The organism is Winogradskyella psychrotolerans RS-3, assembly GCF_000427335.1.
GTDB classification, from domain to species: Bacteria; Bacteroidota; Bacteroidia; order Flavobacteriales; family Flavobacteriaceae; genus Winogradskyella; species Winogradskyella psychrotolerans.
Genome location: NZ_ATMR01000145.1, coordinates 17,233 through 35,751, shown reverse-complemented (window position 1 = coordinate 35,751; position 18,519 = coordinate 17,233). Strand labels below are relative to the sequence as shown.

Genomic DNA, 18,519 nt, shown 5'->3' with positions numbered 1-18,519 from the left:
TTTTTTTGTGTTAAGATGTTACGTAAACGTGCTGATGTAATTTAATAGTAGCTTAACTTTGAAAGTCAAAACACCCCTAAAGTCTCCTCAAGGGCACATTCCGACCAGGTTTATTCTTTGGATTGTCCCCTTGAGGGGGTGTAAATTAATAGATATTAATCCACTTGATTCGGTTTCTCTGAAAACCGTTTCCAAAGTTCTGTTTGGTGCGTTTCTAAACTTAGTAGTCTCCCATCAATAAAAGCATGTGTCAATTGATTGGTTCGCATATCTAAAGCATCACCTTCACTAATAAATAAGGTGGCACTTTTTCCTACTTCAAGCGTTCCGTACATGTCATCAATACCCATAATCTTCGCAGGATTCTGCGTAATTAATTGTAAAGCTTGTGCTTTCGTTAAACCATGAGCAACTGTTGTACCAGCATAAAAGGGAAGGTTACGAGAATTCATACGTTCCATTTGTCCGCTTGGTTCTAAAGCCACTAAAACACCAGCATCAACTAGTTTTTTTGCTAATTTGTAAGAGGTGTCATAATCATCATCTTCTAATTCTGGTCTAGAGTGAATTCGTCTTAAAAAGACAGACACATCATTTTGTTTTAAAAAGCTTGCGATATTTCCAGCTTGATAACCACCAACAATAGTGATTTTAGACACCCCTTGTGACTTTGCAAAATTTACAGCATCGGTAATTCCTTTTTCGTCATCTACAGTAATATATAAACGTTTAGAACCATCAAAGACTCCAGCTAAAGCTTCGTACGGCAAGTGACGTTCAGTAGAACTTCCCATGCTATAACTTTTAGATTCATTAAAATAATCGCTCAGCTCCTTTACTTGTTTCGTGTAGTTTTCATTAGGTTTCAATCCTGGATCTTCACCTAACCACCAACGACCACGGCTAAAACTATTTGGCCAATTCACGTGAATTCCATTATCCATTTTTATAGCGGCATCTTCCCAATTCCAGGCGTCATATTGTACCACAGATGAGGTTCCTGAGATACGTCCACCTCTTGGTACCACTTGGCCTAGTAATACACCGTTAGGTCGCATCGATTCTGTGATTTTAGATTCTGTGTTATAAGCTATAATACTTCTAATATGTGGATTAAACGTCCCCAATTCTTCAAGATCATCAGAGGCTTTTACAGCATCGACTTCAACCAATCCTAAGGTACCATTAGCCACAATAAATCCTGGATAGACATCTTTTCCTTTGGCATCAATAATGTCCATAGCTTGTCTAGTCAGTGGAGTAGAAGCTTCTGGTCCAATAGTTGTTATTTTTCCATTGCTTACTACAATAATGCTGTTTTCAATTACGGTACCATTACCTATGTGAGCCGTGGCTCCAACGATAGCAAAATCTTTGGTTTGCTTTGGTGCAGGTGTTTGTTGTGCGAATCCAAGAGTGATACACAACATAAACAATACGCTGTTTATTTTATTTAAGTTTTTCATTTATAACTGTTTTTTAGTTGTGTAAATCCATTGAATCACAATGCATTATTTTGTCCTCTTTCTTTTTTACAGGCTGTGTTTTTAAACCTTTGTTTTTATCTTGAAGCATTAAGTTAATAAGTTCGCTTTTCTCTTTTTTAATCGCTTCTCTCATTTCTTGGTCGCGTGCTAAATCAAAATAAGTAACTCCTTCTATAATGGTTTTTTCAGCTTTTGCATAAATTGATAATGGATGATCTGTCCATAGTACAACATCAGCATCTTTTCCTACTTTTAAGCTTCCAACACGGTTATCAAGATGTAAAAGTTTTGCAGGATTTAAAGTGACAAATTTTAAAGCTTCTTCTTCGCTAATGCCACCATATTTAACTGATTTTGCAGCTTCTTGATTTAATCGACGCGACATTTCAGGATCGTCACTATTAATAGCAACCGTGATTCCTGCGTTATGCATAATAGCCGCATTGTAAGGAATAGCATCATTTACTTCATATTTATAACCCCACCAATCGCTAAATGTAGAACCACCTGCTCCGTGTGCTTTCATTTTATCAGCCACTTTATAACCTTCAAGAATATGGGTAAAGGTGTTAATTTTAAAGTCGAATTGATCCGCAACTTTCATCAACATATTAATTTCACTTTGCACATAAGAATGACAAGAAATAAAACGCTCTCCGTTCAGAATTTCAGCAAGTGTTTCCATTTCGGCATCATGTCTAAATGGTTTACCACTTTTCTTTACTTCATCATAAGCTTTTGCTCTGGTAAAATAATCGACAAACACTTGTTCCACTCCCATTCTTGATTGTGGGAAACGTGAATTAGTTCTACTTCGTGATTGTTTAACGTTTTCACCTAAAGCGAATTTGATAAACTTCGGAGAATTTTCATAGATTAAATTATCTGCTGCTTCTCCCCATTTTAATTTAATGATGGCTGAACGTCCTCCAATAGGATTTGCAGAGCCATGTAAAACTTGAATAGATGTTACTCCACCAGCTAAATTTCTATAGATCCCAATATCTTCATCATCTAAAACATCTTCAATCGTTACTTCTGCGGAAGAGTTTTGACCACCTTCATTTATAGAAGCAGCAGCAAGATGCGAATGTTCATCAATAATACCAGCGGTAACATGTTTTCCTGTGGCATCAATAACCGTTGCCTTACTGCTAGAAAGGTTTTTTCCTATTTTTGAAATCTTACCATCTTTAATTAAGACATCCGTGTTTTCTAAAATACCATCGCTTTCATTGGTCCAAACGGTGGCGTTTTTAAATAATATAGTTTCCGATTTTGGTTTTTCTGAAAATCCGTACGCCAAATTAGGATAGGTAATCGGACTCATAAATGGAGCGTCAGAATCGTCTTGGTCATCAGTTTTACTACCTTTCTTTTTGTCATTGTCTTGGTCGCTAAGCGAAGTCGAAGTCTCAGTTTTATTAGCAAAAAAGGATAGCTCATTACCATTTGGTAAAATAGCTTTACCATTAAGACCAGTGTTGCTTGTTGCATTGGCTACAATCCTAATGTATTCTTTTTTAGTACTGTCGGCAGTTTTAATCGTAAGGTTTAGCCAATCATCTGAATAACTCGTTTTAGTCCCTAAATTTTTGTCGTTGCTCTCAATTTTAGCATCTGCTTTACTAGTACTGTTTGAGATGGTTAGTTTATAATCTTCTCCATCAAGTTTAAATTCGTAGTCACCATCGATGTCTTTCGTATTTATATTTTCAATAACATGCGCTGAACCTTGTACCCAATTTTCGTAGAGTTTTGTTTTCTTTTCAAAAATGTCTCCATCTGTAATTAAAAAATTAGCATAGCTTCCTGTTTTTAAAGACCCTAAAACATCTGATTTTCCTAATAAGGACGCAGGAATTGTAGTTAAAGCTTCTAATGCTTTCTGTTTAGATAAGCCATTTTCAATAGCCTTCATTAAATTAGAAGAAAACGTTTTGTTCGACTTTAAACCATGTGTTGTTAAGGCGAATTTAATACCGTTTTCAGCTAATAATCTTGGGTTGTGTGGTTGTTGATTCCAAGAACGCATATCACTTAAAGACAATGTGCTCGCTAAGAATGGATCATCAACATCATAGGCCAATTGGAAATCTATAGGTAAAATTAGAGTAGCGTTTGTGCCTTTTATTTCATCAATACGTTCGTATTCGTCGCCACCTCCAACTATAGTATATTGAATGTTAAAGGCATCACCAACTTTATCAGCGCGCATAACGTTAGCTCTACTTCCAGCTTCAAAAATTTGAAGTAAGTTTTTATTTTATTTAAGGCTTCTAGCGATAAATCTTTAGTGTCAATGTTTCCAGCTTCGTACCATTTTGCATCATCATACATTTGACGCAATAGTGCCATACTTCCCATAATTGAAGATGGGTAGGATTGGCGAGAGGTGACGCTTTTACTGAATGATAAATGTTGTGTAGTTTCTCCATCCACAACACGCATAGAATTGTCAGCGTTATTATTAAGTGCAATTAAAGCACCTGTACCACGAACAACACCATCTGGCATGTGTGTGTTAACAACTCCAAAACCTAATTTGTGAAGTTCAGAAGCAGATTTTGCATCGTAATTAAAACTTGCCATGACATCTTGTTCTGGCATAATATGATCGTTCCAGTAATAGCCACTTCGACTTGCACCATATTGTGGACCATCGCCACCACGTTTTGGTTTTTCTACACCAAAGGTGGTGTACATATCAATAAAAGATGGGTAAATGGTTTTCCTGAAAGATCAATTTTTGTAGTGTTCTTCGGAATGTTTACGGATTTACCAACACTAACAACTTTACCATCCTTAATAAGGAGTGTTGCATTGTTTAGGACTTCGGTTGGAGATACATGGATCGTAGCATTTGTAAATGCGGTGTAGTTAGAGTTATTTGCAATGACACCTGAGTTACTTGGAAAGTAATCTTGTGCAAATAATGAAAAACTGCACATAAAAATGAGCAGTCGGAGATGTACTTTAATCATATATTTTGGTGGGTTAGATTGAGTTTTAAAGATAGGAATTATAGCTAAATGAGTGTATTTAATGTTAATATTTTTAACATTTCCTAGGTTGAATAAAGGTGTCTAGCGGAACTTATAGTGCTTGGTTTTCATAATAATTAACTAAAAGCGCAACGACATAGCTGTAACTTTTCATGCCAGCGGACTGATTATTAGCTTTTAGAAAATTATCAAAAGTTTTTTCGAAAATAGGTTCTATTGGGTTTTCGTAGGCGTCCCAAAATTCTCGAACTTCTTGGTAGTTTTTCAGTATGCCTGTATTCACAGTTAAAATTACAGCATCATAAAGTTCTGGGTCGCGTTTAAAGAGTTCCGCTAAACAATATCGAAGTGCAAAGGTGTAACCAGAGTATTTAAAATAAACATCATTATTATGAATAGCAGCTAAACTGCCAATGAAATTAGCTTCGTTTTCTGCTGCATAACCTAATTGGTGTGCTGCTTCATGGCATGCTGTTGTTGGGAATTTATAGGTTGAAATTAATCCATTGACCTGAGCTTCATTGGTGAACGGATTTAAATAACCAGAAAATCCCATATAGGTTAATGGTAAACTGTAAATGGATTTTTTGATACTTTTTGGATGATATTCAAGGTGAGGATATATTTCTGAAAGTGCTCTATAGCCATCCTTTACTTTATCAAAAATTTCAGATTTAGTATAAGGCATTTCCACTTTTAAAGTATCGTTTTTCGCGAGTTGAAGCTGTAATATATTTGATTTTTGAATCAGTTGTTCCGTAAATGAAACCAGTTGTTCTGTGGTGTAATCGGCTTCAAGGTTTAACGATTTGTAAAGCGGTTGTCTGTAATAATTAAAAGCCCAAAGGATATGAAATGCAAAATAGGCAATCGATAAGGTGGCTCCAATATCTAGTAACCAATTCACGGTATCTTTAATAATACGTTTTCGGTTTACAATTAGCCATCTGATGAGATAGATTCCGGCTAAAGTATAAAAGAGGTCTCCAACAGAAAATGGCAGCCATCCAAATGCATAACGCATTAATTTTGAAATAAAAACGTAAAGTCCGTTGCTGTAAAATTGTTCAACAAATTCAGGATAGTGCTTAAGTTGAGATAATAATAGCAATTGAATTCCGAAGAACACAATAAGGATTAATTTTTGTTTTTACGCATGACTCAAAAATAGGGAAAAGTGTGTCATACATTTTTATTTTACTAGTCAAGATTATTCTAATTTTTTAAAGTACGTCAAAAGTTGGTAATTGATTTTATGTGGTATTCTGTTAGCCTTTTTTCTTTTGATAAATACCCATAAATGTTAGCTGTGTTTTTACTTATTACGCAAATGAATAGTTTGAAGAGCTTTAGGTGCAATTTGAGCTATATAAGTATTGGTCTCTAGCGTGATTGATAATTCATGAGCCTCTTCATTATTGTTATAAACAACCACAGCGATTGAGCCATCAGGATTTTTAGCAGCTGTATAAATAAGTCCATCGACGTCATTAGCTTTTATACCAATGCGTTTAGCGTCTGGGCGGATAAACTTGCTAAAATGACTTAATAAATAATAGAGTGGTGTGTAAATCACCTCGTCAGTAGTTGGATTAATAAGTACTGGAGCACTATTAAAATTATCATAAGGATTTGGTTGTCCTTTGTGACTCAAAATACTGCACCATTCAATGTAGCCTTGAGTACCGTGATTTAAATCGGTGATGATGTCGTTAGCGTATGTTTCAAAAGGGACAAAAGTACCTGCGTAGTCTGTACTCGCTCTCCAGTATTGACCAATAGGATCATTAGCATCAATATCGATGCTCGATTCCGTATGAATCATTCCTTTGTTTGGCCAATTTTTTTCTAATTCAGCTAATTCGTCAGCATACCAGTTATTTCCTTTTAGCTCAGAATTAGTGTACCAATGAAAAGCAGTTCCCCAAGCATATTTAGATGCTTCAGGGTCTTCATACGTTTTTTGAACATAGTCGTTCATTGTAGACTTGTTGTGATCATAAATCAGAACACGTAATCCAGATTCTAAATCTTCAAGATTTAAATGGCCATCTTTAACAAGTTGCGGACCAAGGTGATCTCTTAAGAAATCACGACCTTGTTCTGGAGTAAACCCGTTACTATCCCAGTGCGCATCATGGGCATGTAATGGTTCGTTTTGTGGTGTAATTCCCCAAAGGGTAATACCTTGTTCCTTGTATGCTGTAACATATTTTGACATGTATTCTGCCCAAATCCCATAATATTCAGGACGTAAACTACCATTAGTCATTTCAGACGTTTCACCTGTTTTCATCCAAGATGGTGGACTCCATGGTGACGCTATAATTTTAAAGTCTGCACCAGGAATACTAGATGCTTCTAAAATCATTGGAATAATATCGTAACTAGGTTCTATGAGTTCAATACCACGCACCTGATCGTTTTCGTCACCAGTAAATCCTTTCATATCTTCATGAATGCTAAAGGTTGAAAGGTCTTCGTCTCCTTCTTCAATATAGGTATAGTGATTGTTTGAATAATCACTACTGTTAATATGCGTTCGAGTAAGCGTGAAGCCAGCTCCTTCTGTTGGACTAAAAAGTTTAGTTAAGACTTGTTTGCGAGATTCAACAGGAATTGTAGCCAGATTCCATGCTGAGGATTCGGTAAATGAAGCGCCAAAACCATAATATTTTTGAAATTCTTCATTAGGAAGTATTTCTAAAGTTACTTTCTTTACATCAGTAGAAGTTGACTTGGCTTCTACGCTTGAAAGCAATTTGAGGTTGTCACCAGACTGGGATGTTTGATAAACATCCGATATGTAATCTTGATAAGTACTTTTAGGAGCGCAGTTAACAAGCACCATAGATATGATTGGAAGCAGCAACCATTTGGTTTTGTTGATATCGGATATTTTTAAATCATATTGAATATTAATTTTCCTTTTATAATTTTCTATTATGGCTTTAATATTAAAGACTCCCATTCTTTGTTTTCAATGTTTTACAACGTATTTCTTTAGTTGTGTGATTAAGCATTAAATTTAGCAAATAAAAATCGAATAGCACCAAGCTAAGTGAACTCTGTAAGTAAAATCAATGAGGGTATTTGTAAGCAAGCTACGGCCAAATAATTAGTTTTACGCGGCTTAAATTTATAAGAAATAATTACTTAATCAATGCGCTTATATTTAAGTTTAGAGTCAAAATAAAAGCTAAAAAATTCATTTTATCAGAGTCATCTTCTAGCATGTTTGATACACCAGCATCAAATTTTCCTTCGATGGAAAAATAATTATTGATATGAGCGCCAATTCCAAGCTGCGCTCCAAAATTTATTTTTTTGAAATTACTTTTAAAATCTAAATTATCAGATTTTGCTGATGTTAAAAAAGAGAAATTTGGACCACCAATGAGATACATTCCCTCAAGATAATCTTTGTTAAAGGAGTATTTGATGTTTGGATTTAAAACAATATAGTTAAGCTTAATATCATCTGTAATAAGCTCATTACTCGTTTTTAGTTTGTTATGAGTTAAAACTAAATCACTTTTTATTCCTAATCTCTCAGTAATTTCATAGTCAAAGTAAAAACCTCCGTATGAACTTATGACTCCAGAATTGTCAACTAAGTTGAGGTCAGATGAGCCATCTGCGTAAGTCGTACTAATTTTACCTCCTAAAACGACTCCGAAATTTATGTCTTGTGCGTAAAACGTAGAGGTTATAAATAATGTTATCAAAAGTAAAAAGCTATTCTTCATGGAGTTGAGTTGTTTTGTGGCTAAGGCAGATGTGAATTGAAAGTTACGTGGTTAAGCCACTAAATTTAGCAAATAAAAATCGAATAGAAAATCTGAAAGTAATATCGTATATGATTTATATCCGTTGTAAGAATTAAATACGGGGTTTGTAACTAGTCTTTTACAAACTTTCCATGTTGATATTTAACGGTTTCCAATAGTTGTCCTTCAATATCATATAATTTCATTGTGCCATTTCCATTTACAAGGGTTCCTTTATCTAAAAGATTTCCGTTTCCATCATAACAATTAATGATGTCTATTAATTTTCTGTCGTTCCACTTCCGTTCAGTTTGAATTTGACCATTATTAAAATACCATTTCCAAATACCAACTTTATTGCCATCTATTAGATTTCCAATTCCATCTCGATGACCATTCGAGTGATAAGAATTCCATTCTCCGACTTGCTCGTCATTTAAATAGTTTCTGGTTTGGTGTAATTCCCCATTTGCGTGAAACCATTTCCAAGTCCCATCTCTTTCTCCATGTAAATACTTTCCGCCACCTACATATTTACCCTCCTCATTATAATATTTCTATTCTTTAATTCTCCCCATTTAATATTTTCCCTTTATTTTTTACTATACCATTTTCATAATATTCCTTACTGATATTACAAGAAAAAAAGAAAGCGCTAAAAGGCAATAAAGAATTTGTTTCACCATTTTAAATCGTTTTTCATTGTCAAATATATATTAATATCTATGTTTCTAAAACAGTGAATTATTGCACACAGTAAAAATGACTAATGTTTGTGTCATAAATTGAATTCAGTAGCAAAGGATCATGTTATTTTGGATTCTGAAACAAGTTAGGAATCACCATAAAGAGATAATCGTATTTTGTACCTTTGCAAATCTAAAAACAAGATTTATGAGTTCAGAAATAAGAGCCTTAGAGCCAAAACAACTATGGAATAAATTCGCAGATTTAAATGCTGTGCCACGACCTTCAAAAAAAGAAGAACGTGTCATTCAATTTATGAAAGATTTCGGAAATAATTTAGGTTTAGAAACGATAGAAGATGAAGTTGGTAACGTCATTATCCGTAAACCTGCATCGAAAGGTATGGAAGATCGTAAGCCAATTGTAATGCAATCGCATTTAGATATGGTACATCAAAAAAACAACGATACTGTTTTTAATTTTGATGAACAAGGTATTGAAATGCATATTGAAGGGGATTGGGTGAAAGCAAAAGGCACAACGCTTGGAGCTGATAATGGCTTAGGTGTGGCCACTATTATGGCGATTTTAGAAAGCGATACTATAGCGCATCCTGCTTTAGAAGCGTTATTTACGATTGATGAAGAAACCGGGATGACAGGTGCAAAAGGTTTAAAAGGCGGCTTACTTAATGGTGCTATTCTTTTGAATTTAGATACTGAAGAAGATGATGAAATTGGTGTAGGTTGTGCTGGTGGAGTAGATGTAACGGCAACTCGCGATTATAAAGAAGAAGAAACTCCTGAATTTAAAATTGGTTATACCATTACTGTAAAAGGCTTACAAGGAGGTCACTCTGGAATGCAAATTCATGAAGGTTTAGGGAATGCGAATAAATTAATGAACCGTGTGCTATTTGATGGTTTTGAAAATTTTGGACTCCGTATTTCTAAAATAGATGGTGGAAGTTTACGAAATGCTATTCCAAGAGAGAGCAATGCAATCGTTGTTATTGATGCCATACATGAGGCGGCTTTTGAAGCTGAAATGAAAGAATTTTCAGAGACTTTAAAAGTTGAGTTTAAAACTATGGAACCTGATTTAGAAATTGTTGTTTCTAAAACAGAAACTCCAGAGAATATCATGGATCTAGGGGTGCAAGAAGGCTTAACAAGAGCTTTGCATGCGGCTTGGAACGGGGTATATCGTATGAGTCCAGATATTAAGGACTTGGTAGAAACATCTAATAATATCGCTAGAGTTATTGTTAAAGATGGTCATATAAAAATAGGTTGTTTAACACGTAGTTCGGTAGAAAGTACAAAACTAGATTTAGCTAATACATTGCGTTCTGTTTTTGAGTTGACAGGATGCGAAGTAGAGTTTTCTGGTGATTATCCTGGTTGGGCGCCAAATATGGATTCTGCCATATTAAAAGTTATGGTTCCTATTTATGAGCGTTTAAATAACGGAGAGAAGCCACATGTTGCTGCTTGCCACGCAGGTTTAGAATGCGGCATTCTAGGAACTAACTATCCTGATATGGATATGATAAGTTTTGGACCAAATATTAAAGGAGCGCACTCACCAGATGAACGTGCTCAAATTTCTTCTGCTCAGAAGTACTGGAAATTTGTTCTAGAGGTTTTAGAAAATATTCCTAAAGTATAATTTACATAAAAAAGACCCGTTAGGTTTTTAAAACCTGACGGGTCTAATACATTAAAAGAAAAAGCAGCTATTCATAAATCTATGATTAGCTGCTTTTTTTTTATGTTATTGTTGGTGTTATCTATTTCTTGATGCTTGCCAATTCAATATCAAATACTAAGTTCGCACTTGGTGGAATTACTGGAGGGTTTCCTCTTTCTCCATAGCCTAAATAATAAGGTATGAATACTCTGGCTTTATCTCCAATTTTCATATGAAGCATAGCTTCTCTAAATCCAGCAATTAACCCAGCAGTTTCGTTGTAAGGCATATCAAAAGAACTATAGCGACCAGCGTTATCAGTACGCTCGTCGTATTTACCATTTTTCTCAGCCACATCTTTCCAAGTGGTCCAGAACAACTCTCCGTTTTCTAAATAACCAGCACATTCTATGTTTACACGATCTGTAGCCTTAGGTGTTACACCTTTGCTTTCATGAGTAAAGATCATTGCCATTCCTGTTGGAGACTCAATTTTACGACCTTTTAACTCATCGTTCTTTTTTAAGAACGCAACTTTTGCTGCATCTGCTTTTGCTTTAGCTTCAATTTTAGCTTCTTCGGCTTTCTTTTCTGCATCAAGTTTAGCTTGCGCTATACGTTCTTTAATTTTTGGAAGTTCTTCTGTAAATACTTTAGGCGCATCAAATTTCTTTGCAGCTGAACCTATGCGAATAATATTTAATTTTTTAATGATGACATCTTCAAGTGGTTTGTTAGTTCTTGGGGCCACTTTTACATTCGATATAGTATCTAGGATATTTAAACCTTTTACTAATTCGCCAAATACAGAATGACAAGCGACTCTCGGATTTTCACAATCTTTTAAAACACCGTTTTCGTCATAACCATCTAACCATGGAGTGACTTTTTCAGTGATAAAAAATTGACTTCCATTAGAATTGGGACCACTATTAGCCATAGATAATATACCAGGCTTATCATGTTTATATTCTGCTACAAGTTCGTCTTCAAATTTATACCCAGGATCACCAGTTCCTGTAGCTGTCGGATCACCTCCTTGTACCATAAAATTATTCATAACACGGTGAAACGTTAATCCATCATAAAAAGGCTTTCCTTTTAATTCTTCTTTAACTAACGGGTGATTACCTTCTGCTAATGCTACAAAGTTGGCAACTGTAACAGGGGCTTTTTCATAAAAGAGTTTAGCAACCATTGTGTCTTTAGAGGTTACAAATTCGGCATAAATACCTTCTTCTAAATCAGGGTAGCGTTCTTGGCAAGACGTGTTTGATAATACTAATAGTGCAACGAATGCTGTAAGTGCTTGTTTAATCATTTTTTTGAGTTATAGTGTTTAAAGTTACTTCACAAATTAAAGGAACATTGGTTCCTATTTTATGTTCATCTCCATAATATCCAAATGCTTTTTGGGATGGAAAAATAAACGTTGCTGTTTCGCTTGGTTTTAAAAGTTTTAAGCCTTCACGTAAACCTGTGAACAATTCTTCTTTGTCCATAATATAGGTTTTAGTGGTGTTGGCATAAATTTCATTTCCTTCAATATTAGAGACATTGAAAGTGAAACCAACAACATCACCAAATTGTGGTTGAACGGTATCCATTTCAACTTTAGTATTGTAATAATACCAAAAACCACTTTCTGAAGCGATATAGTTGTTCTCAGGATTACTTTTAATAATATCGAGAATTTGTTTCTGCTCTAGCTCGTTAAGTTTTTTATTACGTTCTGCAGAAGCTTTTAAGAATGAACCAGATTGTACGGATTCTGGTAGTCGTGCTTCAGGAGGTTTACAACTGAAACACAGCAGTAATACTGTAGAGAGTATGAGTAGGTTTTTCATGTGTTTATATTTATTGCTTTTTAACGGTCACATGCTGTTTGCTATTAATCATCTTTTTGAGTGATAATATATTAAACATGCTCGTTTCATATTATGATATTTTAATCGGTACCAATTTAGGGGTTTCATTGGTTCAAATCTTGTTTATATTGCGGTAATATACTAATAAATTTATTTAGTGTTGTTGGCATATCATCATCGCTACGTCCTCCTGCAGCATTTGTATGACCTCCGCCATTAAAATGTGCTCGCGAAAATTCGTTTACCGAGAACTCTCCTTTACTACGTAACGATACCTTTATAATCTGATCTTGTTGACTTTCTATAAAGATGGCAGCAAAAATAATATCTTTTAATGATAATGCATAATTAACAAATCCTTCGGTATCTCCTTTTTTAAAGTTGAATTCATCTAACTCCGCCTGAGATAAGGTCATATAAGCTGTTCTTAATTCTGGAATGACTTTAAGGTTTTGCATGGCTCTACCTAATAATTGTAAACGACTATAACTATTAGTATCGTATATATTATTGTGTATTTGAGAATTATCGGCTCCTTTTTCAATTAAATTTCCAATAACTTGATGCGTTCGGCTTGTCGTTGCAGGAAACCGGAAAGAACCTGTGTCTGTCATAATCCCAACATATAAACACGATGCAATAGTGGCATCAATTTTATCATCATCGCCAAGCATTTCAATAAAATTATAAACCATTTCGCAGGTCGAAGACATGCTTATATCAGAATACATATATTTAGCATAATCATCTGGCTGCTGATGATGATCTATCATTATTTTAATCGCTGTAGATGGTTCTAAAACTTCAGCCATTTGATGTCCTGCGCGATGAAAAGCATTAAAATCTAAGGTAAAAATAATATCAGCATTATTAATAAGTGCTGTGCCTTCCTCTTGTTGTGTTTCAAATTTTAAAACGGTATCGTCTCCTGGTAGCCATTTTAAAAAATCTGGATAATCATTTGGTGCCATAACGATGGCATTATGATTGTACAATTTTAGATAATGATACAACGCTAATGTTGAACCCATCGCATCTCCGTCTGGGTTTCTATGTGGAACAATTACAATGTTCTTAGGTACACTTAAGAGTGCTTTTATTTGTGGAATTTGTGCTTTAATCATAGATGGCGAAGATACGTTTTTTAGCTATTTTGAAGATGGCTTTTAATACGAATTATAAGATTGTTTGAGTTCTAAAATGTATGGCGATGCAAAATTAATGGAAAATCAATTTTACAGGAACAGATAGTGAAACTAAAAATGTGAAGTTTTCTCAATGTGATTGCTGTTTATAATTGAATTTAAAAGTCGCTTATTTGGTAACATTAATTTAATAAAAACTGCTCTTGATTAATTAAAGAAATACATTACTTTTGCACCTCATTAAAAAAAATACATGGCAACTAACAGAACATTTACAATGTTAAAGCCTGATGCTGTTGAAAAAGGACACATTGGCGCAATATTAGAGAAAATTTCGGCTTCAGGATTTAGAATCGTAGCGATGAAATTAACACAAATGACTACAGCAGATGCTGAGGAATTTTATGCAATACACAACGAACGTCCATTTTTTTGGAGAGTTAGTAGAATATATGACTCGTGGTCCTATCGTAGCAGCTGTTTTAGAAAAAGAAAATGCAGTTGAAGATTTTAGAACTTTAATTGGTGCAACTAATCCTGCTGATGCAGCAGAAGGAACTATCCGTAAATTATATGCAGCTTCTATTGGAGAAAATGCAGCTCACGGAAGTGATAGTGATGAGAATGCAGCTATTGAAAGTGCTTTTCATTTTGCTGGTAGAGATATGTTTTAATACACATTTCAACTTATATAATATAAAAAGGCTGTCTTTAGGGATGGTCTTTTTTTTGTTTTAAAGAGTCGCATTATTCGTTATAATTTGGTTAATTATTAACGAATAAAAATTTTTAATTTATAAAGTAGGCGATAACAAGTAATTACTTATAACCAGTGCTGGTAGCCATTATTTAATTTTCGTCAAAATTTAATTTTTGGTTTTCCATGTCATTCTTCCAATTATAAGGGAAAATTCCATTTTCGTCTTCTGTTATATTTTTCATTATAAGTTGAACGTTGTCTTGAATTTCTTTTGGTAATTGATAATACGACTCATCTACTTGAGTGTTTCTCTCGAAATCCAGAGTTCCGTTTTGGTGTCTAATCGCGCTCTTTTTTCCATTATGATACACCAAAATTTTAATTCGCCCATCACTTGTTTCATTCATAGCAAAAGTTCCATACACTATTATCGGGTCAATGAATCCATCCTTGTCATGGTCATTTAACTCAAAATATTTTGTCCAAATAGAAATTGAATATTCCTCTGAAACTTCATTCCCATTTGGAAGAATAAAGTCAGTCAAATTCCATTCGAGATCGTATTGTCCGTTTTTATATAGAAGGCAAAATACCTTTATAGCGTCAAAACAGTCTTTTCTTTCATCACATTCTACTTTGTTTTCGGTCATAACAATAAAGTGCTTTCCGCCTTTATCATTATACTCATATACCTTGTAGATAGAGTAGTTTATTTCAAATTTAGTCTTTAATGAATCTGTGAAAATTGAATCAATTTCATGTTCAGTTAATGGGGTACTTGAAAGGATCGTATTTTGACTAAATCCTATCGTTGTGACTATAAATATTACGAGTATTGTTACTATGGTTCTCATTGTTTCTTAAAAGGCTGAGGTCGTCTGTGTGACTAATTGTGTGGTTAAGCGAGTAAGTTAGCAAATAAATCACAGATAGAATAGTCCGCAGGAATGTTCGTAAGTCGGCAAGAACAAAGCAATTAATTATACACGGCTTAAGTTTACAATTCATTAAATTTAAGTATAAATCAGAAACTGAGAAATTTATTATGTATGTGCAGTTTTAATGCTTGTAAACAAAACAAGGCTTGCCGAGATCTTTATGAGCGAATCGTAGCTAAAGGAAAGAGTGAAAAATTAGCATTAATCGCAGTGTGTAATAAGCTACTAAAACAAGCTTTTGCTATCGCAAAATCTGGGTTAATATTTGATGCAACATATAAAAGTACGTTAGTGAAAAATTAATGGGATTTTACTTGTTTTTTAGCACAGTACTTTGTTGGCAAATCGTTTTTTTATAATTCAAAATATTTCTAATTGTCATCATTAAAAAGCTTAATATCCAAAGATAATATCCAATATCATAGTCTGTTATTTTTCCGTATTTATTGTTTGTTCCCATTACAATTTCATCGATGAATAAAAATGAAACACCTAAAATTAAAGCAGATAAGCTATAATATAAAGAGGTTCTCTTATGTTTAAATAACCAAGAAAATACTATCAGAAAATTGGCTAGCCAAGAGAATCCAGTATCAAAAACTACATAGAAGCCAAAAATTAATGCCAAATAACCATAATTTCCATCTTCATTATTTAATAAGAACGCGTTTTGCGTTAAAGAAATTAAATAGAGAATAATGCTAATACAATAAAGAAGGTTTTCTTTTTCTATTTTCACAACAGTTAGCTATACGTTATTATTTGATGGCTTATTTTTAAATCCAAAATAACCGAAAATTAGTGCTATTAACATAATTATCCCACTAATTATCCAAAATATCTATTCATATTCTCTTTCAATAAGTAATTCATACGTTGGTCCAGGAACATTTGTCTCAATTCCGATATTTAAACTATTTGGTTTTGAATTGGCATTTATGAATTTGAGTTTTAGTTCGTATTCTTGACCTGATTCACTCAAAAAGCTATTATTGTCAAAAATCTTAATAGGCTTATTATTTTTCAGTATTTCAACTTTAAATTTATAAGGTTTTATAGAGTCAATTTCTGCATATGGTTTAGGGTTTTTTAAAGTATATGATATTTCGTAGGATGTTTCAAAATCGGTGGTGAATTTTTCTGAAACTTGTAGCTTTTTTTCAAAAGTATAAGATTTGTCTTGTCCTGAAATATGGCTACAGGTTAAAATTGAATTTAGGCTGATAATTGATACCATATTTGGTGTTTTATAGTCTAAAGATAAATGTAATCTTATTTTGTTGTATAAATTAATTGCATTTTTTGCAGCTTTTTTAACGTGGGCCACGTTATCAAAGGTTTGGTCGAGATAAAATTCGTCTTTTAAGATGCCGTTTACACGTTCTGACATGGCGTTTTCATAACAATGATTTTCTTCAGTCATATTGATATCTATCTTTTTTCTCTTTAGTATTTGCGTGTATTGATTGCTACAATACTGTATCCCTCTACCTGAATGATGAATAAGCTGTTTAATGTTTTTGGCTTGATATATGGCCTTATTTAGGGCTCCTACGCACCCTTTTAGTTCCAAACTATCACTAAGATCATAACCCACTATTTTTCTTGAATGCATATCTGTTATTAAAGCCAGGTAACAAAACCCTTTTACAGTTCTTATGTATGTAATATCAGATACCCAAACTTGGTTAGCTCTAGTAACTTCTAAGTCTTTTATGATGTTACTATATTTATAAAAACGATGATAAGAGTTGGTAGTTCTAGTACTTGTTTTCTTTCTAAGTGTTAGCGTATTATGTTTTATAAGGACATTAAATAGCGTATCTCTACCAACTTTAATGTTGGCTTTTGTAAACTCATCATCTAATGATTTTATGAGTTTACGTACGCCTTCTCTAGGAAGGGATTTACGCTTTTTACTGACTATGTTTATAATCTGTTGTTCTAGTTTTAAACTCTTATCAGCTCTAGATTTGTATTTATAATACGCATCACGTTTAAGTCCAAAACAACTTGCTATAGTAGATAAAGAAGCAAATCTCTTAGCTCTATTTCTAGTTTTAATAAAAGCTAGATATTGAGTTTTTTTTAAGTTGCTGAACATTTTTATATCCTAATTTTTCTGCAGCTACTTCAAGATAAGATTCTTCTACCATTGCATCAAGATCCTTTTTAAGCAGCAGCTTTTGAAGTTTTTCATTCTCTTTTTGCAATGCTTTGATTCTAGATATTTCATCTTTGGTTTCCACTTTTACTCTGGTGTTCATTAGGTCTTTACGATTATACTTTTTAATCCACTCATTGACTGTAGTAGGTGCAATGGAGTAGAGTTTACAGAGTTCGCTCTTTGTGTGTTTTCCGGTTGTAAGTTCGGCTAAAATTTTTAATTTAAAAGGTTCGCTGTAACGTCTAATTACTTTGTCATTTTTGTACATAATGTTTAAAATTATGTAGCCTTTATTCAGGACGACTCAAAATTAGCCACAACGTTGTTGTATATGGTTTGTTGCGTGTTTTAAGCAACTAATTTAGTAAATAATTACCGACCAAGAAAGTCCGCGAGGACTTTCGTAAGTAGGCTAGAATTAGCAATAAATTATATACGGTGTTGGCTGTAGTTGTTTTTTATTCAATTATTTCTTCAAGCTTGTGCTCAATTACCATTCCATTTTCGGTTTTAGTTGTTGAATAAAGTTCGCCCAAACTTTCGCAAGTACAACCTGTCCAAGTTCCGTTTAATTTTTCCGTTCGTCCATTAAATTCAGCCGTAAATGTTTTTCGTGATTCCATTATTGCACAGTTATATTCTATTCCATTGAACACTTTTTTCACGTATTCTTTATGAGTTGTATGTCCTTGAAACTTTCTTGAAACCATTTTACCATTAAAAGGTATTTCATACTCATACGAATTTCCAAAAGTTCCGAATTCACAAAATCTATTCCCGACGATAGAATCCTTGGTTGGTATCAATTCGGGATATGCATCTACTCTTGTGAAAGACTCTATAACTTTCGGAATTCCATTGGTCAGAGTAAATATAGTTGAGTCAGTTACTATTCCTTGAGAGTTTTCTGTAACACTAAAAAGTAAAGAATCTGTATCAACTTTTAATGAATATCTTTTTTTGAACAATTCAGGTTTAGATTCTCTATTCGATTTTAAAGAGTAGACAAAAGTTTTTCCATTAGTAAAATTACTAATCGGATAAATGTAGCTCACAAGTC

14 protein-coding genes and 4 pseudogenes are annotated in these 18,519 nt (G+C 33.7%); 3 read left to right on the top strand and 15 right to left on the bottom strand.

Going from position 1 to position 18,519, the window contains the following annotated elements; genetic code table 11:
• Positions 1 to 155: 155 nt before the first annotated feature.
• The 7 genes and pseudogenes from ADIWIN_RS15085 to ADIWIN_RS22220 all read right to left on the bottom strand — a co-directional run.
• A complete protein-coding gene (locus tag ADIWIN_RS15085; protein WP_020896899.1) occupies positions 156 to 1,466 on the bottom strand; it encodes an amidohydrolase family protein in 1,311 nt (436 codons plus the stop codon).
• Between the two features lie 13 nt (positions 1,467 to 1,479).
• A pseudogene (locus ADIWIN_RS15080) lies at positions 1,480 to 4,471 on the bottom strand (amidohydrolase family protein).
• A 112-nt stretch (positions 4,472 to 4,583) separates the two neighbouring features.
• The gene (locus tag ADIWIN_RS15075) at positions 4,584 to 5,621 is read right to left on the bottom strand and encodes a DUF3810 domain-containing protein (RefSeq protein ID WP_020896895.1); all 1,038 of its coding nucleotides are present in this window, start codon (positions 5,619 to 5,621) and stop codon (positions 4,584 to 4,586) included.
• 186 nt (positions 5,622 to 5,807) lie between these two features.
• The gene (locus ADIWIN_RS15070; RefSeq protein WP_020896894.1) at positions 5,808 to 7,463 is read right to left on the bottom strand and encodes a glycoside hydrolase family 30 protein; all 1,656 of its coding nucleotides are present in this window, start codon (positions 7,461 to 7,463) and stop codon (positions 5,808 to 5,810) included.
• 181 nt (positions 7,464 to 7,644) lie between these two features.
• Positions 7,645 to 8,241, bottom strand: coding sequence for an outer membrane beta-barrel protein (locus ADIWIN_RS15065; protein ID WP_020896893.1), 597 nt, complete (start codon positions 8,239 to 8,241; stop codon positions 7,645 to 7,647).
• A gap of 152 nt (positions 8,242 to 8,393) precedes the next feature.
• A complete protein-coding gene (locus ADIWIN_RS22225; protein ID WP_369021498.1) occupies positions 8,394 to 8,630 on the bottom strand; it encodes a toxin-antitoxin system YwqK family antitoxin in 237 nt (78 codons plus the stop codon).
• A gap of 72 nt (positions 8,631 to 8,702) precedes the next feature.
• A pseudogene (locus ADIWIN_RS22220) lies at positions 8,703 to 8,756 on the bottom strand (hypothetical protein); the annotation flags it as partial.
• A gap of 400 nt (positions 8,757 to 9,156) precedes the next feature.
• Between ADIWIN_RS22220 and ADIWIN_RS15060 the strand changes: the two are divergent.
• Complete coding sequence (locus ADIWIN_RS15060) at positions 9,157 to 10,620, top strand: aminoacyl-histidine dipeptidase (RefSeq protein WP_020896892.1); 1,464 nt, start codon at positions 9,157 to 9,159, stop codon at positions 10,618 to 10,620.
• A 121-nt stretch (positions 10,621 to 10,741) separates the two neighbouring features.
• Here ADIWIN_RS15060 and ADIWIN_RS15055 read toward each other — a convergent pair whose 3' ends face one another.
• From ADIWIN_RS15055 to ADIWIN_RS15045, 3 genes are all read right to left on the bottom strand, one after another.
• Complete coding sequence (locus ADIWIN_RS15055) at positions 10,742 to 11,962, bottom strand: peptidylprolyl isomerase (protein ID WP_020896891.1); 1,221 nt, start codon at positions 11,960 to 11,962, stop codon at positions 10,742 to 10,744.
• Entirely contained in the window at positions 11,955 to 12,488 is a 534-nt protein-coding gene (gldI, locus tag ADIWIN_RS15050; RefSeq protein ID WP_020896890.1) for a gliding motility-associated peptidyl-prolyl isomerase GldI, read from the bottom strand. The genes ADIWIN_RS15055 and gldI overlap by 8 nt, the downstream gene beginning before the upstream one ends.
• A 125-nt stretch (positions 12,489 to 12,613) precedes the next feature.
• On the bottom strand, positions 12,614 to 13,633 hold the full coding sequence (locus tag ADIWIN_RS15045; RefSeq protein WP_020896889.1) for a DHH family phosphoesterase: 1,020 nt from the start codon (positions 13,631 to 13,633) through the stop codon (positions 12,614 to 12,616).
• A gap of 274 nt (positions 13,634 to 13,907) precedes the next feature.
• On the opposite strand from ADIWIN_RS15045, the pseudogene ADIWIN_RS15040 reads away from it, so the two are divergent.
• Positions 13,908 to 14,328: pseudogene (locus tag ADIWIN_RS15040) on the top strand (nucleoside-diphosphate kinase).
• 175 nt (positions 14,329 to 14,503) lie between these two features.
• On the opposite strand, the gene ADIWIN_RS15035 reads toward ADIWIN_RS15040, so the two are convergent.
• Positions 14,504 to 15,208, bottom strand: a complete 705-nt coding sequence (locus ADIWIN_RS15035) for a M949_RS01915 family surface polysaccharide biosynthesis protein (RefSeq protein WP_020896887.1) — start codon at positions 15,206 to 15,208, stop codon at positions 14,504 to 14,506.
• A 168-nt stretch (positions 15,209 to 15,376) separates the two neighbouring features.
• On the opposite strand from ADIWIN_RS15035, the pseudogene ADIWIN_RS21480 reads away from it, so the two are divergent.
• Positions 15,377 to 15,595 (top strand): annotated as a pseudogene (locus ADIWIN_RS21480) (IS110 family transposase); the annotation flags it as partial.
• 7 nt (positions 15,596 to 15,602) lie between these two features.
• On the opposite strand, the gene ADIWIN_RS15025 reads toward ADIWIN_RS21480, so the two are convergent.
• The 4 genes from ADIWIN_RS15025 to ADIWIN_RS15010 all read right to left on the bottom strand — a co-directional run bounded on the left by ADIWIN_RS15025 (position 15,603) and on the right by ADIWIN_RS15010 (position 18,514).
• Positions 15,603 to 16,031: a hypothetical protein gene (locus ADIWIN_RS15025; protein ID WP_051155479.1), complete on the bottom strand. Its 429-nt coding sequence runs from the start codon at positions 16,029 to 16,031 to the stop codon at positions 15,603 to 15,605.
• Between the two features lie 102 nt (positions 16,032 to 16,133).
• Entirely contained in the window at positions 16,134 to 17,396 is a 1,263-nt protein-coding gene (locus ADIWIN_RS15020; protein WP_020896884.1) for an IS3 family transposase, read from the bottom strand.
• A complete protein-coding gene (locus tag ADIWIN_RS15015; RefSeq protein WP_020896883.1) occupies positions 17,353 to 17,727 on the bottom strand; it encodes a transposase in 375 nt (124 codons plus the stop codon). The genes ADIWIN_RS15020 and ADIWIN_RS15015 overlap by 44 nt, the downstream gene beginning before the upstream one ends.
• A gap of 190 nt (positions 17,728 to 17,917) precedes the next feature.
• Complete coding sequence (locus tag ADIWIN_RS15010; protein WP_152487273.1) at positions 17,918 to 18,514, bottom strand: hypothetical protein; 597 nt, start codon at positions 18,512 to 18,514, stop codon at positions 17,918 to 17,920.
• Positions 18,515 to 18,519: the final 5 nt, after the last annotated feature.

Bases quoted from the DNA above. Each gene is read 5' to 3' on its own strand.
- ADIWIN_RS15055 (WP_020896891.1), bottom strand. From the start codon at position 11,962: ATGATTAAACAAGCACTTACAGCATTCGTTGCACTATTAGTATTATCA.
- ADIWIN_RS15060 (WP_020896892.1), top strand. From the start codon at position 9,157: ATGAGTTCAGAAATAAGAGCCTTAGAGCCAAAACAACTATGGAATAAA.
- ADIWIN_RS15015 (WP_020896883.1), bottom strand. From the start codon at position 17,727: ATGTACAAAAATGACAAAGTAATTAGACGTTACAGCGAACCTTTTAAA.
- ADIWIN_RS15070 (WP_020896894.1), bottom strand. From the start codon at position 7,463: ATGGGAGTCTTTAATATTAAAGCCATAATAGAAAATTATAAAAGGAAA.
- ADIWIN_RS15085 (WP_020896899.1), bottom strand. From the start codon at position 1,466: ATGAAAAACTTAAATAAAATAAACAGCGTATTGTTTATGTTGTGTATC.
- ADIWIN_RS15045 (WP_020896889.1), bottom strand. From the start codon at position 13,633: ATGATTAAAGCACAAATTCCACAAATAAAAGCACTCTTAAGTGTACCT.
- ADIWIN_RS15020 (WP_020896884.1), bottom strand. From the start codon at position 17,396: ATGTTCAGCAACTTAAAAAAAACTCAATATCTAGCTTTTATTAAAACT.
- ADIWIN_RS15065 (WP_020896893.1), bottom strand. From the start codon at position 8,241: ATGAAGAATAGCTTTTTACTTTTGATAACATTATTTATAACCTCTACG.
- ADIWIN_RS15035 (WP_020896887.1), bottom strand. From the start codon at position 15,208: ATGAGAACCATAGTAACAATACTCGTAATATTTATAGTCACAACGATA.
- gldI (WP_020896890.1), bottom strand. From the start codon at position 12,488: ATGAAAAACCTACTCATACTCTCTACAGTATTACTGCTGTGTTTCAGT.